Below are 13,805 nucleotides of genomic sequence, written 5' to 3'. Positions count from 1 at the left end.
ATTTTTGAGGCTGATGAAAATGATATTCAGAAAAGCCCACCTCTACCTTTACGTGTTCAGCGTGGCCTTTTCGTATGCTATATTATACCCGCTTTTTTACTTCTTTTCGCGCAAAACCAGCCGCTATAAATACATGAATGCGCTGCGCCGCGTGTGGGGCTTTGTAAGTTCGGGCCTGGTAGGCATCTTTTATAATTTTAAGGTAGAGCAACCTATCGATTGGAGCAAAACCTACATTATTTGCCCCAACCACACCAGCAATTTGGATATTACCGCCATGAGCATTTTTGTAAAAACCAACAATTGCTGTTTTATGGGCAAACAAGAACTGGCGGACTTTTTTGTAACGGCGCTGTTCTTCCGAACGGTGGATGTGCCTGTAGATAGGGCAAGCAAAATTGCTTCCTTCCGTGCATTTAAAACCGTGATGGAGCGTTTGGCGCAAGGCATAACCACCATTATTTTCCCCGAAGCTACCATTCCCGACACCTACCCGCCCCAACTGAAAGATTTTAAGAACGGCCCCTTCCGCATGGCCATCGAACTTAAATTGCCCATCATTCCTGTAACATCCTTAAATACCTGGCAAATTTTGTGGGACGACGGGCTGAAACATGGCTCGAGGCCGGGGATATGTGATATATTTGTACATAAGCCGATAGAAACGGCACACTTAACCATTGATGATGCCGATGCCCTGCGCGACGAGGTGCATGCCATCATCAGCCAAAAATTAGCAGAACATGACCATAGACGAACAAACCGTTGATAAAATAGCCCACCTGGCCCGTTTGAAACTTAACGCCGGTGAAAAAGCAGAGATGATAGCCGATATGAACAAGATATTAGGCTTTATGGATAAGTTGAACGAGGTAGACACTACAGGCGTAGAGCCATTAGTGTACATGACCGACGAGCCCAACATCCTCCGCGAAGACGAAGTGAAACAGGTAATAACCACCGCTGAAGCCCTGGAGAACGCCCCTGAGCACGATGATGCGCACTTTTTGGTAGCGAAGGTGATTAAGTAGGGCGGATTTCGAATGTAGGATTTCGGATTTATTTTGGAGGATCTATGAAAGACGTTAAAGTTGATAAACATTTGGGCAATGATGATTCCGTTAGCCCTTTAAATAAACTGGAACAACGTATTTTCGAGAATATAAAAAAATCGATGGAAGAGATACGCGCACATCAACGTGGTGAAATTAAGCTTAGGGACGCGCGGGAATTGCTTAATGAACTTTAAACAATTCCGAAATCTCAATTCCGACATCCGAAATTCCAAAATCCCCTGTAACATTTCCACCCACCTCTTTGTCAAAGAAAGAAAAACGGATGATACCACTTACCAAATCAAAGGGTGAAGAGCTAAAAAGCAAAGAAGAGCCACTTATTATTATCAAAGATATCGGCCGCAAGTATGTTATCGGCGCCGAGATCATACACGCTATCAAGTCGGTTACACTTACTATTAACAAAGGCGAATTTGTGGCTTTGATGGGGCCTTCGGGTTCGGGCAAATCTACTTTGATGAATATTTTGGGATGTTTAGATACGCCAACCAAAGGCGAATACATCCTCAACGGTATCAACGTGAGCCACATGACGGATAATGCACTGGCCGAAGTGCGTAATACCGAGATCGGTTTCGTTTTCCAAACATTTAACTTATTACCGCGTAACACCGCTTTAGATAATGTTGCCCTGCCGCTGGTTTATGCCGGCATCAGCAAAGACAAACGCCGCGAACGCGCAAAAATGGCTTTAGAGAACGTTGGTCTTGGCCACCGTACAGATCACCGCCCTAACGAACTTTCGGGCGGGCAGCGCCAGCGTGTTGCAGTAGCCAGGGCGCTTATTAATGATCCATCAATCATCCTGGCCGATGAGCCTACCGGTAACCTCGATACCAAAACATCTATAGAAATTATGGGCCTGTTGGAAGATATCCACGCCAAAGGCAACACCATTATACTGGTAACCCACGAGGAAGACATAGCGCAGCACGCACATCGCATAGTACGTATGCGCGATGGTTTGGTGGAGAAGGATTATAAGAACGAGGACATCCATACCGTGAAGCATATGCAAATGCCTAAAGAGGGGATAGACCTGGAGAAATAGCCTGAAAATATGCTGAAGATCGATAAGGATAATTACAGCCAGTACAAAAGGGTCTTCGAGATATTCTGGCAGCATTACGCCAAACTTATCGAAACAGAAGCGAAAGAGCGGGGGCTGGATTTCAATTACCCATCGCCCTTAGAAGTGCTAAATGGGGCCGAAGCACAAAGCAAGTCACTTGCTCTAAAAAGCCTAAAAGCAAGTTTTTCCGATACTTTTACGATGCTAAAGTACGCACCTTACGAGTTTAAGAAACAGCTGGACGATGACTTGAAGACGAATGCATTACCCGGGTATTTTGAAATTTATGCGGAGGCGAAAGATAGCCTGCCAACGATATTAAAAAAGCAATTGCTGCGTTCTTTGGATGAGTATTATTTCGTGATGGAGATGCTAAATGATACTGCTTCTGAAATTAGTACAGAAGAACGGGAGATTCTAAATAAGTGTGTATTGGCATTTGAACAAAAGCACGCCAAAAAGAAATAGGCAAGCATTGTGGAAAATCTAAAAACCGGTCGTTTTTACGGGCAAACTAACAGCACCATTCACCTGGACTTCGCTACCATTACCGATACCGAATACACGCACGACAAGGTAGACTGGCACTACCACGATAATGCCTACTTTACCTTCATCCTGGATGGTAAAGTAATAGAAGGCAACAAAAAAGAAGTTTACAATTGCACCGCCGGCAGCCTGCTGTTCCATAACTGGCAAGATGCGCATTATAACATCAAACCCAAAGGCTTCACCCGCGGCTTCCATATCGAACTAAATGAAAGCTGGTTCGGCAATTACCCGCAATATGTGAACACCTTGCAGGGCAGTTTTGCCGTTGCCAATCCGGATGTTAAATTCCTGTTTTACCAATTATTTCGCGAAACCAAATTGCAGGACGATGCCATGCCGCTGGCAACCGAGGTCCTACTTTTGCAGGTGCTTGCGCAAATGCAGCAGCACAGCGTTTCCGTTGCCAAACAGAGGCCCGTTTGGGTAGGGCAATTGCGCAATATGCTGCATGATAACATCACCCATAAGTTTACCCTGGCTGAGCTTTCCGCATCGTTACAGGTACACCCGGTACACCTTTCGCGCGATTTTTCTAAGTACTTCCATTGCAACCTTGGCGAGTACATCCGCAAGCTAAGAGTAGAAAAGGCGCTGGCCTTAATGCCAAACGAAAACTTATCCCTCACCGATATTGCCCATATCTGCGGCTTTGCCGATCAGAGCCATTTTCTGCGTAGCTTTAAAAGCTTCAACGGGGCAAACCCTAAAGTTTACCGCAAACTTTTACTGCGGGCATGTTAATCCTGTTCTATTTTGAGCGGTAAACTTGGCGGAGATTTGCATGCATAACATAAAACGAAAACATGCACATCCACATAAAACATCTGCTCGTAGCTGCGTCTTGCTTCATCGCATTTAGTGCAGCCGCGCAAACAACCGACATCGTAAGCCCAGCTCCAATTGCCGAAGCCATCCATAAACAAAACATCGGCCGCATTATCTTTCTGAACGATACCATCCCCGTAGCACAAATAAAAGAGGCCGACATTGTAAAAGAACTGGTGTTGAACCCAAAGAATAACCTCAGCATGTGCGCCTTTATGGGTAATTCGCTTACTAACTACCAGCACCAAATGGCGCCCGAGCTCAACGTAGCGCAACTGAATGAGGGAAATTTTCAGTTTTCGTTTTTAATAGACGGGAAACTCATTTACCAGGAAAACCTGCACAAAGGTGCCGGGTACAATTACTTGAAAAATAGCCGCACTGCCTTACGTATAAAACTGATAAGCACAAAACATGAGGACATGTGGAGCCGTTACCTATTCGGCCGCCTGATGATGCGCGGGGGAGAAGATGCCCTAACAACCGGTCCACATACCCTGCAGATAGAACTTCGCCCATATATTGTTACCCCCACGCTTAAAGTTGGCGATGTTGTTGCCGCCGGCGACCTGAAAATTATTATAAAGCCTGCCGAGGTAAAGGATGTGCAGATACAAGCCATCAAACCAAATAGTGGCTGGACGGTATCAAAGGAAAGCTATAATAAAAAACTGATAGAGGGCATGAACGAGAAGATAGCCCAAAACAAGTTCAAGAATATTAGCGGCCTGGTGGTTATTAAAAACGGCAAACTGCTGATAGAGGAATATTTTAACGGCGAAGGCCGTGATACCCTGCACGACCCGCGTTCCGTTGGTAAAACATTCGCTTCAGCAGTTATGGGTATTGCCATAAACGAGGGCTACATTAAATCGGAACAGCAAACGTTATCTGATTTTTATAACCTGAAGGCTTACGCCAATTACTCACCTAAGAAAGACAGCATTACCCTTAAAAGCCTGCTCACCATGAGTTCGGTGTTTGATGCTAACGATAGCGATGACAATTCACCCGGCAACGAAAACAATATGTACCCGCTGAATAACTGGGTAAAATTTGCGTTGGATTTGAAGGTTGATAGCAGCAAACAAGCTTACCAAAGCTGGAATTATTTCACTGCCGGCGTAGTAGTACTGGGCGATATTCTTAACCAAAAAGTCCCTGGTGGTTTGGATAAATATGCTGATGCCAAACTGTTCAAGCCTTTAGGCATCACCAATTACAAATGGCAATACACCCCGCAAAACGTACCCAACACGGCAGGCGGTATCAGGCTCCGCGCCTTAGACTTTGCCAAATTTGGCCAGCTCTACAAAAACAATGGTGTTTGGAATGGCAAACAAATCATTCCGAAGGAATGGGTGCAAAAGTCGCACAGCAAACAGATCGCACTCCCTGTAGAGGCAGTTGGCCCCGGCAACTATGGCTACCTGTTTTGGAACAAAACTTACACCATTAACGGTAAAGATTACGAAACCTGGTACTGCACCGGCAACGGCGGAAACAAAATATTCGTTTTTAAAGATCAGCCACTGGTAATAGTAGTAACCGCCACCGCCTACAACGAAGGGTATGCGCATTCGCAGGTTGATAAAATGATGCAGGAGTATATTTTACCGGCGGTAGGGGAATAGAAAAACAAAAGCAATATTGAACTATGGTTCCCCTCTTGAGAGGGGTTAGGGGTGTGTTAGATACGATGCAAAGCGGCTTTGCCAAGTGGCTAACACACCCCTGCAACCGCAATTCCCCTCGCGCCCCCTCTCGAGAGGGGAACTTTATCTGCGAAAAGCATATCGAACTATGGTTCCCCTCTTGAGAGGGGTTAGGGGTGTGTTAGAGACGATGCAAAACGGTTTTGCACAGTGGCTAACACATCCCTGCAGACGCACTTTCCTTCGTGCCCCCTATCAAGAGGGAACTTTATCTGCGAAAAGCATATCGAACTAAGGTTCCCCTCTTGAGAGGGGTTAGGGGTGTGTTATACGTTATTCTCTTTATAACCCAAAATGTAACCCTCAATCGTCCTTAACACATTAACCATATCTTTCCTTACTTCCATCTCCGTAAAGCGCAATACAGTTAAATTATATTCTGCAAGTTCGACTTCTCTTGCATCATCTAAGCGGCATTGCTCGTCATGATTGTGGTAGCTTCCGTCCACCTCTATTACGAGGTTGAGTTCTTGGCAGAAAAAATCGGCGATATAATTTAAGAGCGGTTTTTGGCGATGGAAATCGAAACCATGCATTTGTTTGCCGTTGAGCTCTTTCCAAAGGAGGGCTTCGCCGAGTGTTGTATCATTCCTAAGTTTACGGGCTAATAGCTTAAGCTTCGGATTGTATGGAATGATCTTGCGCTTCATTTGTATTGTGGCTACTGCGTGGTTAACACACCCCTAACCCCTCTCAAGAGGGGAACTTGTGGTGGCTATTTTAATGTCCTTGTGGCTGACACACCCCTAACCCCTCTCAAGAGGGGAACTTGTGGTGGTTATTTTATGTCCTTGTGGCTAACACACCCCCTTACCCCTTTCAAGAGGGGAACTTGTGGTGGCTACTTCTACCCCTAACACACCTCCGCCAGTTTACAAACAAACTCCGCCATATATACCGCGCGCTCGGGCGATATGGGTTTTTTGTTGCCGATGATGAGGGTGTGGTTTACTATCTCTATCACAAAATCATCTTCGCGTATATCCATTACGGCGTTACGGAAGTGGCGGTCCATGCAGTGGATGGCCTTTGCGTGGTCGTTCACCAGTACGTAGAAAGTATCGCTGAAGGCTTTGTCTTCCTTAAAATCCAGTTCCAGCGGGTGAATGAGTTCTGCGAGTTTATCTTTCAGGGTTTCCTGGCGAATCTTTACGCGGCCAAAATCGCGTTTCAGGTAGGCTAAGGCCCAAGTCTGGTATTCGTAGTGGCCTGTTATGGCACCTTCTTTGGCCTTTTTTGCCTTAGTATCTACAAATAACAGGTAGCAGTCGCTGTGCCCGTTTTTGATAACGTACGAGCCAAGCAATTGGTGGTTATGGTATTGGTTAAATGCCTCGAAATCTTCGAGGTGAAAATTGATGTGGCCGGTAAGCTGTATATTGAAATGCTCGCGCAGCTCATCGTATGTGGCCCGGAAACTATCTATGGTTTCCTGCGATAGCCCGCTCTCATCAAATAAAAAATCGCTCATTAACTTATATTTAAAACCTGCTAAAGATAATAAGCTTACAGCTAAATTTAGCTTTTGCAGTGCATAAAACAAGCTGAAAATCACCTGTAGGCAGCTTCAGTAATTATCGCTATTTTGCGTTTAAATAAACCCGAACCGAAATGAGGAAACTTTTACTGCCTGTTACCACTTTGTTGGCCACCGCCCTGCTAACGTTTAGCTGCCAAAAATCAACCAAAGTTATTGTTGCGCAACCTGTGTTTGTGCAGGGGCTGTTTTCGCTTACGGGCAACTGGTCGTCGTTAGGTATCACCTCTAAAGCGGCGCTGGAGCTGGCGCAGGAAGATATTAACGCCTACCTGGCAAAAAAAGATAGCCGTTTCAGTATATCCGTAGCGGTGAGCGATACAAAATTGGAGACTGCGGCCGCCCAAAGTTTGTATACCACCGACGTATACAACCGTAACGTTAAGTTTGTTATTGGGCCGCAATCGAGCGCCGAAGTTGCGGCGATTAAAGGGCAGGTAGATGCTTCGCAGGTAATAGTGGTAAGCCAAAGCAGTACCGCGGGCAGCCTGGCTGTTGATGATAATATTTTCCGTTTTTGCCCGCCCGATAAAATTGAAGGTGTGGCAAGTGGTGCAACTATATTTACGCAAGGTGCTACAGGGCTGGTAACCGTAGCGCGTGATGATGCCGGCAACAAAGGGCTGCAAACCGCCACAGGCGCGGCATTTACCGCTAAAGGAGGTGAGGTAAGCGCTATTGCGCCTTATGCCATTACTACCAGCGATTATACCACCGTAATTGCTGCCGTAAAAGCGGAAGTAGCCCGTTTAACAACCTCAAAAGGTGCAGGCAAGGTTGCAGTTTACCTGGCATCGTTTGACGAAGGTATCGAACTATTTAAACTGGCCAGCGCCGAGCCTACGCTGAATAGCATTAAATGGTACGGTGGCGACGGCATTGTGTTGAGCACTGCTTTAACCGGCAATGCGGTAGCGGCTGAGTTTGCTATAAAAACCGGCTTTTTTGCGCCATCGTTCGGCTTGCCAACTTCCTTACAAAGTAAATGGCAGCCCGTTGCCGACAGGATAAAAGCTAAAACCGGTATAGAGCCAGATGCTTATGCGCTGGCCGCATACGACGCGCTTTGGACGATTGCCTACACGCTGGAAACAACCAACGGGCATGCCGATGATTTTGCAAAACTGCGCGCTGCATTTATAGCCGAAGCCAACAAAGATACCGGTATAGTAGGCGCAGATGCCCTTGACGAATTTGGCGACCGCGCCAGCGGTACCTTCGACTATTTTGGCATTGTAAAAGATGGCGCCAGCTATAAATGGGCACTGGTAGGGAAGAGCGAATAAGGAACAAATGAGATACAACAGCAAAGGCCCGGCATAAAACCGGGCCTTTGCTGTTTGGGTGCAAATATTAGTTCACCCTATAAACATTAACGGGGTTGGGGAATGCATCCAATTTGGCCGATTGCTCAAGTTCTGTGTCCATTTGGTCGTCGAACTTAAAGCTGTATAGCATCCATTTATCGCTAGCCTTGTAGAATTTAAAAATGAAACGCACGGGCTGCCGGTCGAATCTCACCATGTAGGAGTAAAGCTTAAGCCTGGAAGTGACCTGTTTAGTAGTTATAAGATCCTGTCCGTAATACTTGCCTACATTTTCAACCGATAGGGCATTGAGTTTTGTTTTCAAACCATCTATGGCTTCTTTTGAACCCGCCATCCAAACGTTGCTGGCATAAATTTTATCAATGGCCGTTAAAGGTGATATTTTGTACTCGGCGAAAAATCTGGTGATGTAACTTTCGGGAGTTTCTTGCGCAAATAGAGGTTTGCATAGCAGGCAGGCTGCTATTAATAGTAGTGTTTTTAAGGCTTTCATGGTGAAGGTAGTGTTATATGTTAGGTGCCTAAATATCCGACAAATTATCACTACCACCAATAGCTGTAACAGCGTATTTACATACGCAACACCCCATCCTGTACCCACCACCATTGCCAGTTGCCGCCGGTAGCCTTACTCAGGTCGAATTTCTTCAGGTCGAAATGACCAGCGCCGTCGGGAGTGGCTTGTATCTCATACACTTTTATGGCTTGCTGGTTTTGGTTCCAGGTAAGGGGTTTACCGGGGGCGAGGGTTTCGGGTGCTTTATTGGCATCAGGCAATAAGAAATAGGCTTTGCTGCTTCCAATAACCATAGCTTGCCCCTTTTCGTCCATGCAAACTGCCGTGCGTTCGTCGACGGCTATACCTTTTATATCGGCGTGATGGTCGGTGGCTATGCGTGCCAAAAAAACTACGTGGCGGCCCTGGCGGCTGCGGGTTACATAGTGCTGGTCGGTTATTACGTTTTGCAGGTATGGGGCGTGCACAAAATCGTTATTGTAAAGCTTTACCAGGCTGTGGTAGGGGTTGGCCAAGGCGGTGTCTGCCGTTAAGCTGGCAATCTCGCCGCTATAATAAAAACCGCCTAAAATGGCGCAGCCGGCGCTTGTACCTCCCACAGGTACGTGTTTTTTGTTGAGCAGGTAATTAATGGCATCCATGGTTTTGGTGCCGCGCCAGTATTTCATATAATTGCTTTGGTCGCCGCCGGCTATAAAAAGCATTTCGGCATTGCGGATGATATTAGCAACAGTATCATTATTGGCCAGCTCGCGAGAATCTATCTTTAGTGTTTCTACCGAATTTACCTTGCCCAACTCGTAAATATAGGGGTTATACGCCGCCGTGCCCGATGCGCGGATGACAACTACATCGCCGCCGCCACTCTGGTTGAGCATCCATTTAAAAGCGCCATCAACATCCTTGCCGCCACCCATCATTACCAGGCCCAATTTGGTTGGTGTTTTTACATCGGCGGTATCGCCAATAATGCCCAAAGATGCAGGGCGGTTGCGATAGAGTTTGGTGGTATCGGGCGTTGCATAAGATGTGAGCCAGCTCGCTGATAATAGTAGGATCAACAGTAGGTTTTGTAAACGTTTCAGCATACTTTTCTCTATTAAATGAAAGTAAGCGTGGACGCTTACAAATGTTGTTCATCAGGCGTTTGACGCCTGATGAGGCGGGAAAAATCCGAAATCGAATATCCGGCGTCCGAGATCAATAACTATACGGTGCCATCTTACCACAGCTGCAGGCGCAATTAGGGTCGGTAGCGCCCAATTTTTTCAGGAAGAACTGGTAGAAGCCAATGCGGTCGTTCATGCTGTAGTTGTCTTCACCTTTGTTGCACTCTAAAGCGCCGTTCACAATTACTATCGTCATGCCGAAGCCGGGGGTACGGCCGGCTGCTTTGTCTTTAGCGTTTGGCTGCCATTTGCCTATCATTACATCATGTGCCGATGGCTTGTGCGTTTCGGGTGTCATCCAAAAATAAATGGCGGTTTTAAAGGATACCACCGGGTCGGTTTCTACCAGTGCGGGGTTATCCAACAAGATATGTTTGTTGCCGAAGATAATATCTGATGCATAGCCATAGTTGCCGTTGTAGCTTATTTGCATAGGGCCGCGGCCGTAATATTTTTGCCCTTTTACCGAGGGGTATTCGTCGCTGTCGCTTTCGTACTGCAGGCTGGTATTATCTTCATGCGTTTGCATTAAGCCATCAGTGTAGGTGCCGTTCATACCGTGGCGGGTTTCGTGGGCTATCTGGGCGAAGAATGCCGCCAGCTCGCGTTTGTTTGTAACGGCATCTTTCTCGGTGCAGAAACCGCCGTAATCAACCGTGAAGGTGCTGTCGGGTTTTTCTTTTGCCCATTGTTCGTTCCAATCACCGTCCTGGCGCACGATGCTATCCTTGCCGGTGCGTTTATCGGTGCGGATGAACTGGTAAACCGAAACAGCACGGCGGGTTACTTTTACCTTCACCTTTGCCATTTCGTCAACAGCTTTTATAAAAGCTTGGTAAGTATAGAATTTATCGCGCTGCGGAAAAAGGTCGTTGTATTGTTTTTCGCTCAGGAATTTACTGAAGGATGGAGTAGGGGCTGGTGCGGCAACTGCCGCTGGCTTGCTTGTGTTATTGCCGCCGCAGCTAAAACTTAACAGAGATATAGTAAGTAAACTTAATGCCGCCAGTTTGGCCGTAGAAAGAATGAGTTTCATAGCAGATAGATAGTATATATTTGAATAGAACATCGCAGGATGCTTTAAGTTCGATTTATTTTACCACAAAGAACACAAAGATATAGCGCTTTATTATCACAAAGCCCACAAAGTTTTTTAAAGGCGCTTGCCAATAAATGAAAACCTTTGTGCGCTTTGTGTCTTTTCTTTGTGAACTTTGCGGTTAAGAAATAGCCAACGCGTATGAAGATATACACCAAAACAGGCGATGCCGGCCAAACATCACTCATAGGCGGTACCCGCGTGCCCAAGTACCACTTGCGTATAGAGAGTTACGGTACAGTTGATGAGCTGAACAGTTACATTGGCCTCATTCGCGGGCAAGCTATTGGGGTACATTATAAAGATGTGTTAGGTGAGGTGCAGGACAGGCTATTTACCATAGGTGCTTCGCTGGCGGCCGACCCGGAAAAATCGCGTATGGTTATTCCCGACCTGAAACCCGAAGATGTTGAGTTGCTTGAGCAGGAGATGGATACGATGAACGAAACCTTGCCCGAATTGAAACATTTTATTTTGCCGGGCGGAAGCGATGTAGTATCTTACTGCCACATAGCGCGCTGCGTGTGCCGCCGCGCCGAGCGCATAACGGTGCAACTAACCGAAGAAAGCACGGTGGATGCGCAGGTGGTAATTTACCTGAACAGGCTTAGCGACTACCTCTTCACGCTGGCGCGGAAAGTAGGTTGTGATGCCAATGTGCCTGAAAATAAATGGGTTGCGCGTGTGTAAAAATATTACAAAAAAATAGTAAAAATCAATTTAAAAATATTATACTTTTGCGAAAACGGAAATTTACCAATTAATATAAAAACATGTATTGGACACTTGAATTAGCATCGCACTTAGAAGATGCGCCATGGCCGGCAACTAAAGATGAGTTAATTGATTATGCTATCCGTTCGGGAGCGCCGGTAGAGGTGATAGAAAACCTGCAGGCATTGGAAGACGATGGCGAGCCTTATGAAAACATTGAGGAAATTTGGCCGGATTACCCAACCAAAGACGATTTCTTTTTTAACGAAGACGAATATTAACTTCCGTTGCAAACATATAAAGAAGCCTCCGAGTGATTGGGGGCTTTTTTGTTTTCCATCGTAGCACTATGAACAGAAGCGAGGGGACGGAGTGAAGGGCGAGGAGAAATCTTAGCCGCAATGCATGTGCGACAGCCGAGCGGCAGTTTTATCCCCGAGAGGCTTATTACCCCCAGTTCAACAGTCGAAGTTCCCGGATTTGACGATAGCACCCTCATTTGGAATGATTTTAGTATTAAGTAAAATGCAATTACGTATTACTTAAACATTACTAAAAACACAACAACAATGAGAGGCATACTATACATTATCGCGGTTATCCTGGTCATCGGGTGGCTGTTCGGTTTCTTTTATACAAATACAGGTGGTATTATACACGTATTATTAGTTATAGCTATAATAGCTTTATTATTAGGGGTTATCCGAAGAGCCTGATATTATATTTATAATAACTGTTTATGATAAGGACGCTTAACCGGCGTTCTTTTTTTGTTTATGGCTTTTTGGCTTGGTTTTCGCATACATGTTAACATCTACTTAATATTAACATTTATAAAAAACACAACATCATGAGAAGCTTATTATACATTATCGCGGTCATCCTGGTTATTATTTGGGTATTCGGCGCATTTGTAAGCCCGTTCGGCGGCAATATTATTCACGCTTTATTAGTAATTGCTATTATAGCGCTACTGTTAGGGGTAATTCGGAGAGCTTAACTTCACGTTAAGTTATTCAGCTATAAAAAGGACGCTTTCTAAAGGCGTCTTTTTTTATTCTATCCCTTTTTGGAATGATTTTGGTATATGGTTAAGTACAATCTACCTAAGTATTAACAACAATAAAAACACACAACAACATGAGAGGCTTATTGTACATAATTGCAGTTATCCTGGTTATAGGATGGGTATTCGGTTTCTTTTTTAACCATGCCGGCAATATCATTCACGCGCTATTAGTAATAGCCATTATCGCATTATTATTAGGTGTTATCAGGAGAGCCTGATAGCTAACCGAAAAGCTCAATAAATTAACCATTGGCCCACATCAGGCCGATGGTTTTTTGTTTAAAATGGCCTCAGCAATGGCAATATCCTCGGGGAAAGTTATTTTAATATTGGTATGGTTGCCCTCAACCAGCTGTATATCATGCCCAAGCTGCTCAACAACCGAGGCATCATCAGTAAAATTGGAAGTATAAGGCTGCTTGTAGGCCTGCTTTAACAAACCGGACTGAAAGGTTTGAGGTGTTTGCACCAGGTAAATGCTATCGCGATTCAGAGCCTGAGATGTAGTGCCCGTGGTTTGCCTAACCGAGTCGCGGCTTTTGACGGCTACTACGGCGCTTCCCTGGGCTTGGGCGGTGCTGTAGGCTTCATCTATAACAACAGGGCTTATAAGTGGCCGTACGGCATCGTGTACAGCAATTAGCACATCGGTGTCGGTAATGTAGTCAATTGCATTCTTTACCGAATGAAAACGCGTTTCGCCGCCGGCTAATAAAAGGTGTTTTACCGAAAAGTTATGCACAGCGCAAAGTTCTTTCCACAGCCCGTGAAAATCTGCATGCAGCACCAAAATAAGGGTAGGGGCAGATGTACTGGCGGCAAAGGCCTCCAGCGTGTGCATCAGCACCGGCTTGCCATTCAATTCTAAAAACTGTTTAGGCAAGGCGGATTGCATTCGCGAGCCTGTTCCGCCTGCTACAATAATGGCGAAAGATTTAGATTTTAGATCTGAGATATGAGATTTGAGACCGGGCATTTATCGTCAATAAATTTTCACGTCATGCTGAACTTGTTTCAGCACCCACGCGGCAGGTAGCCACCATGTTAGTCGCTCTGCATGCCGTAAACTTTGCATGTGGGGTCCCGAAATAAGTTCGGGATGACGTTTTATGTTGCCAAAGCTATAAAACAA

Annotated in this window: 19 protein-coding genes; 13 read left to right on the top strand and 6 right to left on the bottom strand. The window is 45.6% G+C overall.

Features of this window, described 5'->3' with window-relative positions:
- Positions 1-19: 19 nt before the first annotated feature.
- The 7 genes from BC343_RS28840 (at position 20) to BC343_RS28815 (ending at position 5,159) form a co-directional block, all read left to right on the top strand.
- Positions 20-769 (top strand): lysophospholipid acyltransferase family protein, encoded by a 750-nt coding sequence (locus BC343_RS28840; protein WP_078351350.1) that lies wholly within the window; start codon positions 20-22, stop codon positions 767-769.
- On the top strand, positions 744-1,031 hold the full coding sequence (gatC, locus tag BC343_RS28835; protein WP_078351277.1) for an Asp-tRNA(Asn)/Glu-tRNA(Gln) amidotransferase subunit GatC: 288 nt from the start codon (positions 744-746) through the stop codon (positions 1,029-1,031). Before BC343_RS28840 ends, gatC begins: the two co-directional genes overlap by 26 nt.
- 44 nt (positions 1,032-1,075) lie before the next feature.
- Complete coding sequence (locus BC343_RS31175) at positions 1,076-1,249, top strand: hypothetical protein (RefSeq protein WP_156088783.1); 174 nt, start codon at positions 1,076-1,078, stop codon at positions 1,247-1,249.
- A gap of 89 nt (positions 1,250-1,338) precedes the next feature.
- Entirely contained in the window at positions 1,339-2,127 is a 789-nt protein-coding gene (locus tag BC343_RS28830) for an ABC transporter ATP-binding protein (RefSeq protein ID WP_078351276.1), read from the top strand.
- 9 nt (positions 2,128-2,136) lie between these two features.
- Entirely contained in the window at positions 2,137-2,616 is a 480-nt protein-coding gene (locus BC343_RS28825) for a hypothetical protein (protein ID WP_078351275.1), read from the top strand.
- A gap of 9 nt (positions 2,617-2,625) precedes the next feature.
- Positions 2,626-3,441 (top strand): helix-turn-helix domain-containing protein, encoded by an 816-nt coding sequence (locus BC343_RS28820; RefSeq protein ID WP_078351274.1) that lies wholly within the window; start codon positions 2,626-2,628, stop codon positions 3,439-3,441.
- Between the two features lie 62 nt (positions 3,442-3,503).
- Positions 3,504-5,159, top strand: a complete 1,656-nt coding sequence (locus BC343_RS28815) for a serine hydrolase domain-containing protein (RefSeq protein ID WP_078351273.1) — start codon at positions 3,504-3,506, stop codon at positions 5,157-5,159.
- A 347-nt stretch (positions 5,160-5,506) separates the two neighbouring features.
- Here BC343_RS28815 and BC343_RS28810 read toward each other — a convergent pair whose 3' ends face one another.
- Together BC343_RS28810 and BC343_RS28805 are read right to left on the bottom strand one after the other, a co-directional pair.
- A complete protein-coding gene (locus tag BC343_RS28810) occupies positions 5,507-5,890 on the bottom strand; it encodes an endonuclease domain-containing protein (RefSeq protein WP_078351272.1) in 384 nt (127 codons plus the stop codon).
- Between the two features lie 203 nt (positions 5,891-6,093).
- Positions 6,094-6,711, bottom strand: coding sequence for a hypothetical protein (locus BC343_RS28805; RefSeq protein ID WP_143822399.1), 618 nt, complete (start codon positions 6,709-6,711; stop codon positions 6,094-6,096).
- Between the two features lie 140 nt (positions 6,712-6,851).
- On the opposite strand from BC343_RS28805, the gene BC343_RS28800 reads away from it, so the two are divergent.
- Positions 6,852-8,063 (top strand): ABC transporter substrate-binding protein, encoded by a 1,212-nt coding sequence (locus tag BC343_RS28800; protein WP_078351270.1) that lies wholly within the window; start codon positions 6,852-6,854, stop codon positions 8,061-8,063.
- A gap of 67 nt (positions 8,064-8,130) precedes the next feature.
- Here the strand turns inward: BC343_RS28800 and BC343_RS28795 are convergent, their stop codons facing one another.
- From BC343_RS28795 to BC343_RS28785, 3 genes are all read right to left on the bottom strand, one after another.
- Positions 8,131-8,598 (bottom strand): hypothetical protein, encoded by a 468-nt coding sequence (locus BC343_RS28795; protein ID WP_078351269.1) that lies wholly within the window; start codon positions 8,596-8,598, stop codon positions 8,131-8,133.
- A gap of 77 nt (positions 8,599-8,675) precedes the next feature.
- Complete coding sequence (locus BC343_RS28790; protein ID WP_143822398.1) at positions 8,676-9,710, bottom strand: cyanophycinase; 1,035 nt, start codon at positions 9,708-9,710, stop codon at positions 8,676-8,678.
- Between the two features lie 112 nt (positions 9,711-9,822).
- A complete protein-coding gene (locus BC343_RS28785; protein ID WP_162276969.1) occupies positions 9,823-10,827 on the bottom strand; it encodes a chitinase in 1,005 nt (334 codons plus the stop codon).
- A gap of 204 nt (positions 10,828-11,031) precedes the next feature.
- Here BC343_RS28785 and BC343_RS28780 point away from each other — a divergent pair, with 204 nt between their 5' ends.
- The 5 genes from BC343_RS28780 (at position 11,032) to BC343_RS30880 (ending at position 12,891) form a co-directional block, all read left to right on the top strand.
- Complete coding sequence (locus BC343_RS28780) at positions 11,032-11,580, top strand: cob(I)yrinic acid a,c-diamide adenosyltransferase (RefSeq protein WP_078351267.1); 549 nt, start codon at positions 11,032-11,034, stop codon at positions 11,578-11,580.
- An 83-nt stretch (positions 11,581-11,663) separates the two neighbouring features.
- Complete coding sequence (locus BC343_RS28775) at positions 11,664-11,885, top strand: DUF2795 domain-containing protein (RefSeq protein WP_002996718.1); 222 nt, start codon at positions 11,664-11,666, stop codon at positions 11,883-11,885.
- Between the two features lie 288 nt (positions 11,886-12,173).
- Positions 12,174-12,320: a lmo0937 family membrane protein gene (locus BC343_RS30890; protein ID WP_143822397.1), complete on the top strand. Its 147-nt coding sequence runs from the start codon at positions 12,174-12,176 to the stop codon at positions 12,318-12,320.
- Between the two features lie 134 nt (positions 12,321-12,454).
- On the top strand, positions 12,455-12,604 hold the full coding sequence (locus BC343_RS30885) for a lmo0937 family membrane protein (protein ID WP_143822396.1): 150 nt from the start codon (positions 12,455-12,457) through the stop codon (positions 12,602-12,604).
- A 140-nt stretch (positions 12,605-12,744) separates the two neighbouring features.
- A complete protein-coding gene (locus tag BC343_RS30880; RefSeq protein ID WP_143822395.1) occupies positions 12,745-12,891 on the top strand; it encodes a lmo0937 family membrane protein in 147 nt (48 codons plus the stop codon).
- A 41-nt stretch (positions 12,892-12,932) separates the two neighbouring features.
- On the opposite strand, the gene BC343_RS28770 is transcribed toward BC343_RS30880, so the two are convergent.
- On the bottom strand, positions 12,933-13,649 hold the full coding sequence (locus BC343_RS28770) for a 2-C-methyl-D-erythritol 4-phosphate cytidylyltransferase (RefSeq protein WP_078351266.1): 717 nt from the start codon (positions 13,647-13,649) through the stop codon (positions 12,933-12,935).
- Positions 13,650-13,805 lie beyond the last annotated feature (156 nt).

The sequence above is a fragment of the Mucilaginibacter pedocola genome (assembly GCF_002013915.1).
Lineage (GTDB): Bacteria > Bacteroidota > Bacteroidia > Sphingobacteriales > Sphingobacteriaceae > Mucilaginibacter > Mucilaginibacter pedocola.
This window is presented reverse-complemented; position numbering and strand designations above follow the sequence as displayed.

Bases quoted from the DNA above. Each gene is read 5' to 3' on its own strand.
- BC343_RS28825 (WP_078351275.1), top strand. From the start codon at position 2,137: ATGCTGAAGATCGATAAGGATAATTACAGCCAGTACAAAAGGGTCTTC.
- BC343_RS31175 (WP_156088783.1), top strand. From the start codon at position 1,076: ATGAAAGACGTTAAAGTTGATAAACATTTGGGCAATGATGATTCCGTT.
- BC343_RS28815 (WP_078351273.1), top strand. From the start codon at position 3,504: ATGCACATCCACATAAAACATCTGCTCGTAGCTGCGTCTTGCTTCATC.
- BC343_RS28795 (WP_078351269.1), bottom strand. From the start codon at position 8,598: ATGAAAGCCTTAAAAACACTACTATTAATAGCAGCCTGCCTGCTATGC.
- BC343_RS30885 (WP_143822396.1), top strand. From the start codon at position 12,455: ATGAGAAGCTTATTATACATTATCGCGGTCATCCTGGTTATTATTTGG.
- BC343_RS28785 (WP_162276969.1), bottom strand. From the start codon at position 10,827: ATGAAACTCATTCTTTCTACGGCCAAACTGGCGGCATTAAGTTTACTT.
- BC343_RS28805 (WP_143822399.1), bottom strand. From the start codon at position 6,711: ATGAGCGATTTTTTATTTGATGAGAGCGGGCTATCGCAGGAAACCATA.
- BC343_RS28770 (WP_078351266.1), bottom strand. From the start codon at position 13,649: ATGCCCGGTCTCAAATCTCATATCTCAGATCTAAAATCTAAATCTTTC.
- BC343_RS28830 (WP_078351276.1), top strand. From the start codon at position 1,339: ATGATACCACTTACCAAATCAAAGGGTGAAGAGCTAAAAAGCAAAGAA.
- BC343_RS28790 (WP_143822398.1), bottom strand. From the start codon at position 9,710: ATGCTGAAACGTTTACAAAACCTACTGTTGATCCTACTATTATCAGCG.
- BC343_RS28840 (WP_078351350.1), top strand. From the start codon at position 20: ATGATATTCAGAAAAGCCCACCTCTACCTTTACGTGTTCAGCGTGGCC.
- BC343_RS30890 (WP_143822397.1), top strand. From the start codon at position 12,174: ATGAGAGGCATACTATACATTATCGCGGTTATCCTGGTCATCGGGTGG.
- gatC (WP_078351277.1), top strand. From the start codon at position 744: ATGACCATAGACGAACAAACCGTTGATAAAATAGCCCACCTGGCCCGT.
- BC343_RS28780 (WP_078351267.1), top strand. From the start codon at position 11,032: ATGAAGATATACACCAAAACAGGCGATGCCGGCCAAACATCACTCATA.
- BC343_RS28810 (WP_078351272.1), bottom strand. From the start codon at position 5,890: ATGAAGCGCAAGATCATTCCATACAATCCGAAGCTTAAGCTATTAGCC.
- BC343_RS28775 (WP_002996718.1), top strand. From the start codon at position 11,664: ATGTATTGGACACTTGAATTAGCATCGCACTTAGAAGATGCGCCATGG.
- BC343_RS30880 (WP_143822395.1), top strand. From the start codon at position 12,745: ATGAGAGGCTTATTGTACATAATTGCAGTTATCCTGGTTATAGGATGG.
- BC343_RS28800 (WP_078351270.1), top strand. From the start codon at position 6,852: ATGAGGAAACTTTTACTGCCTGTTACCACTTTGTTGGCCACCGCCCTG.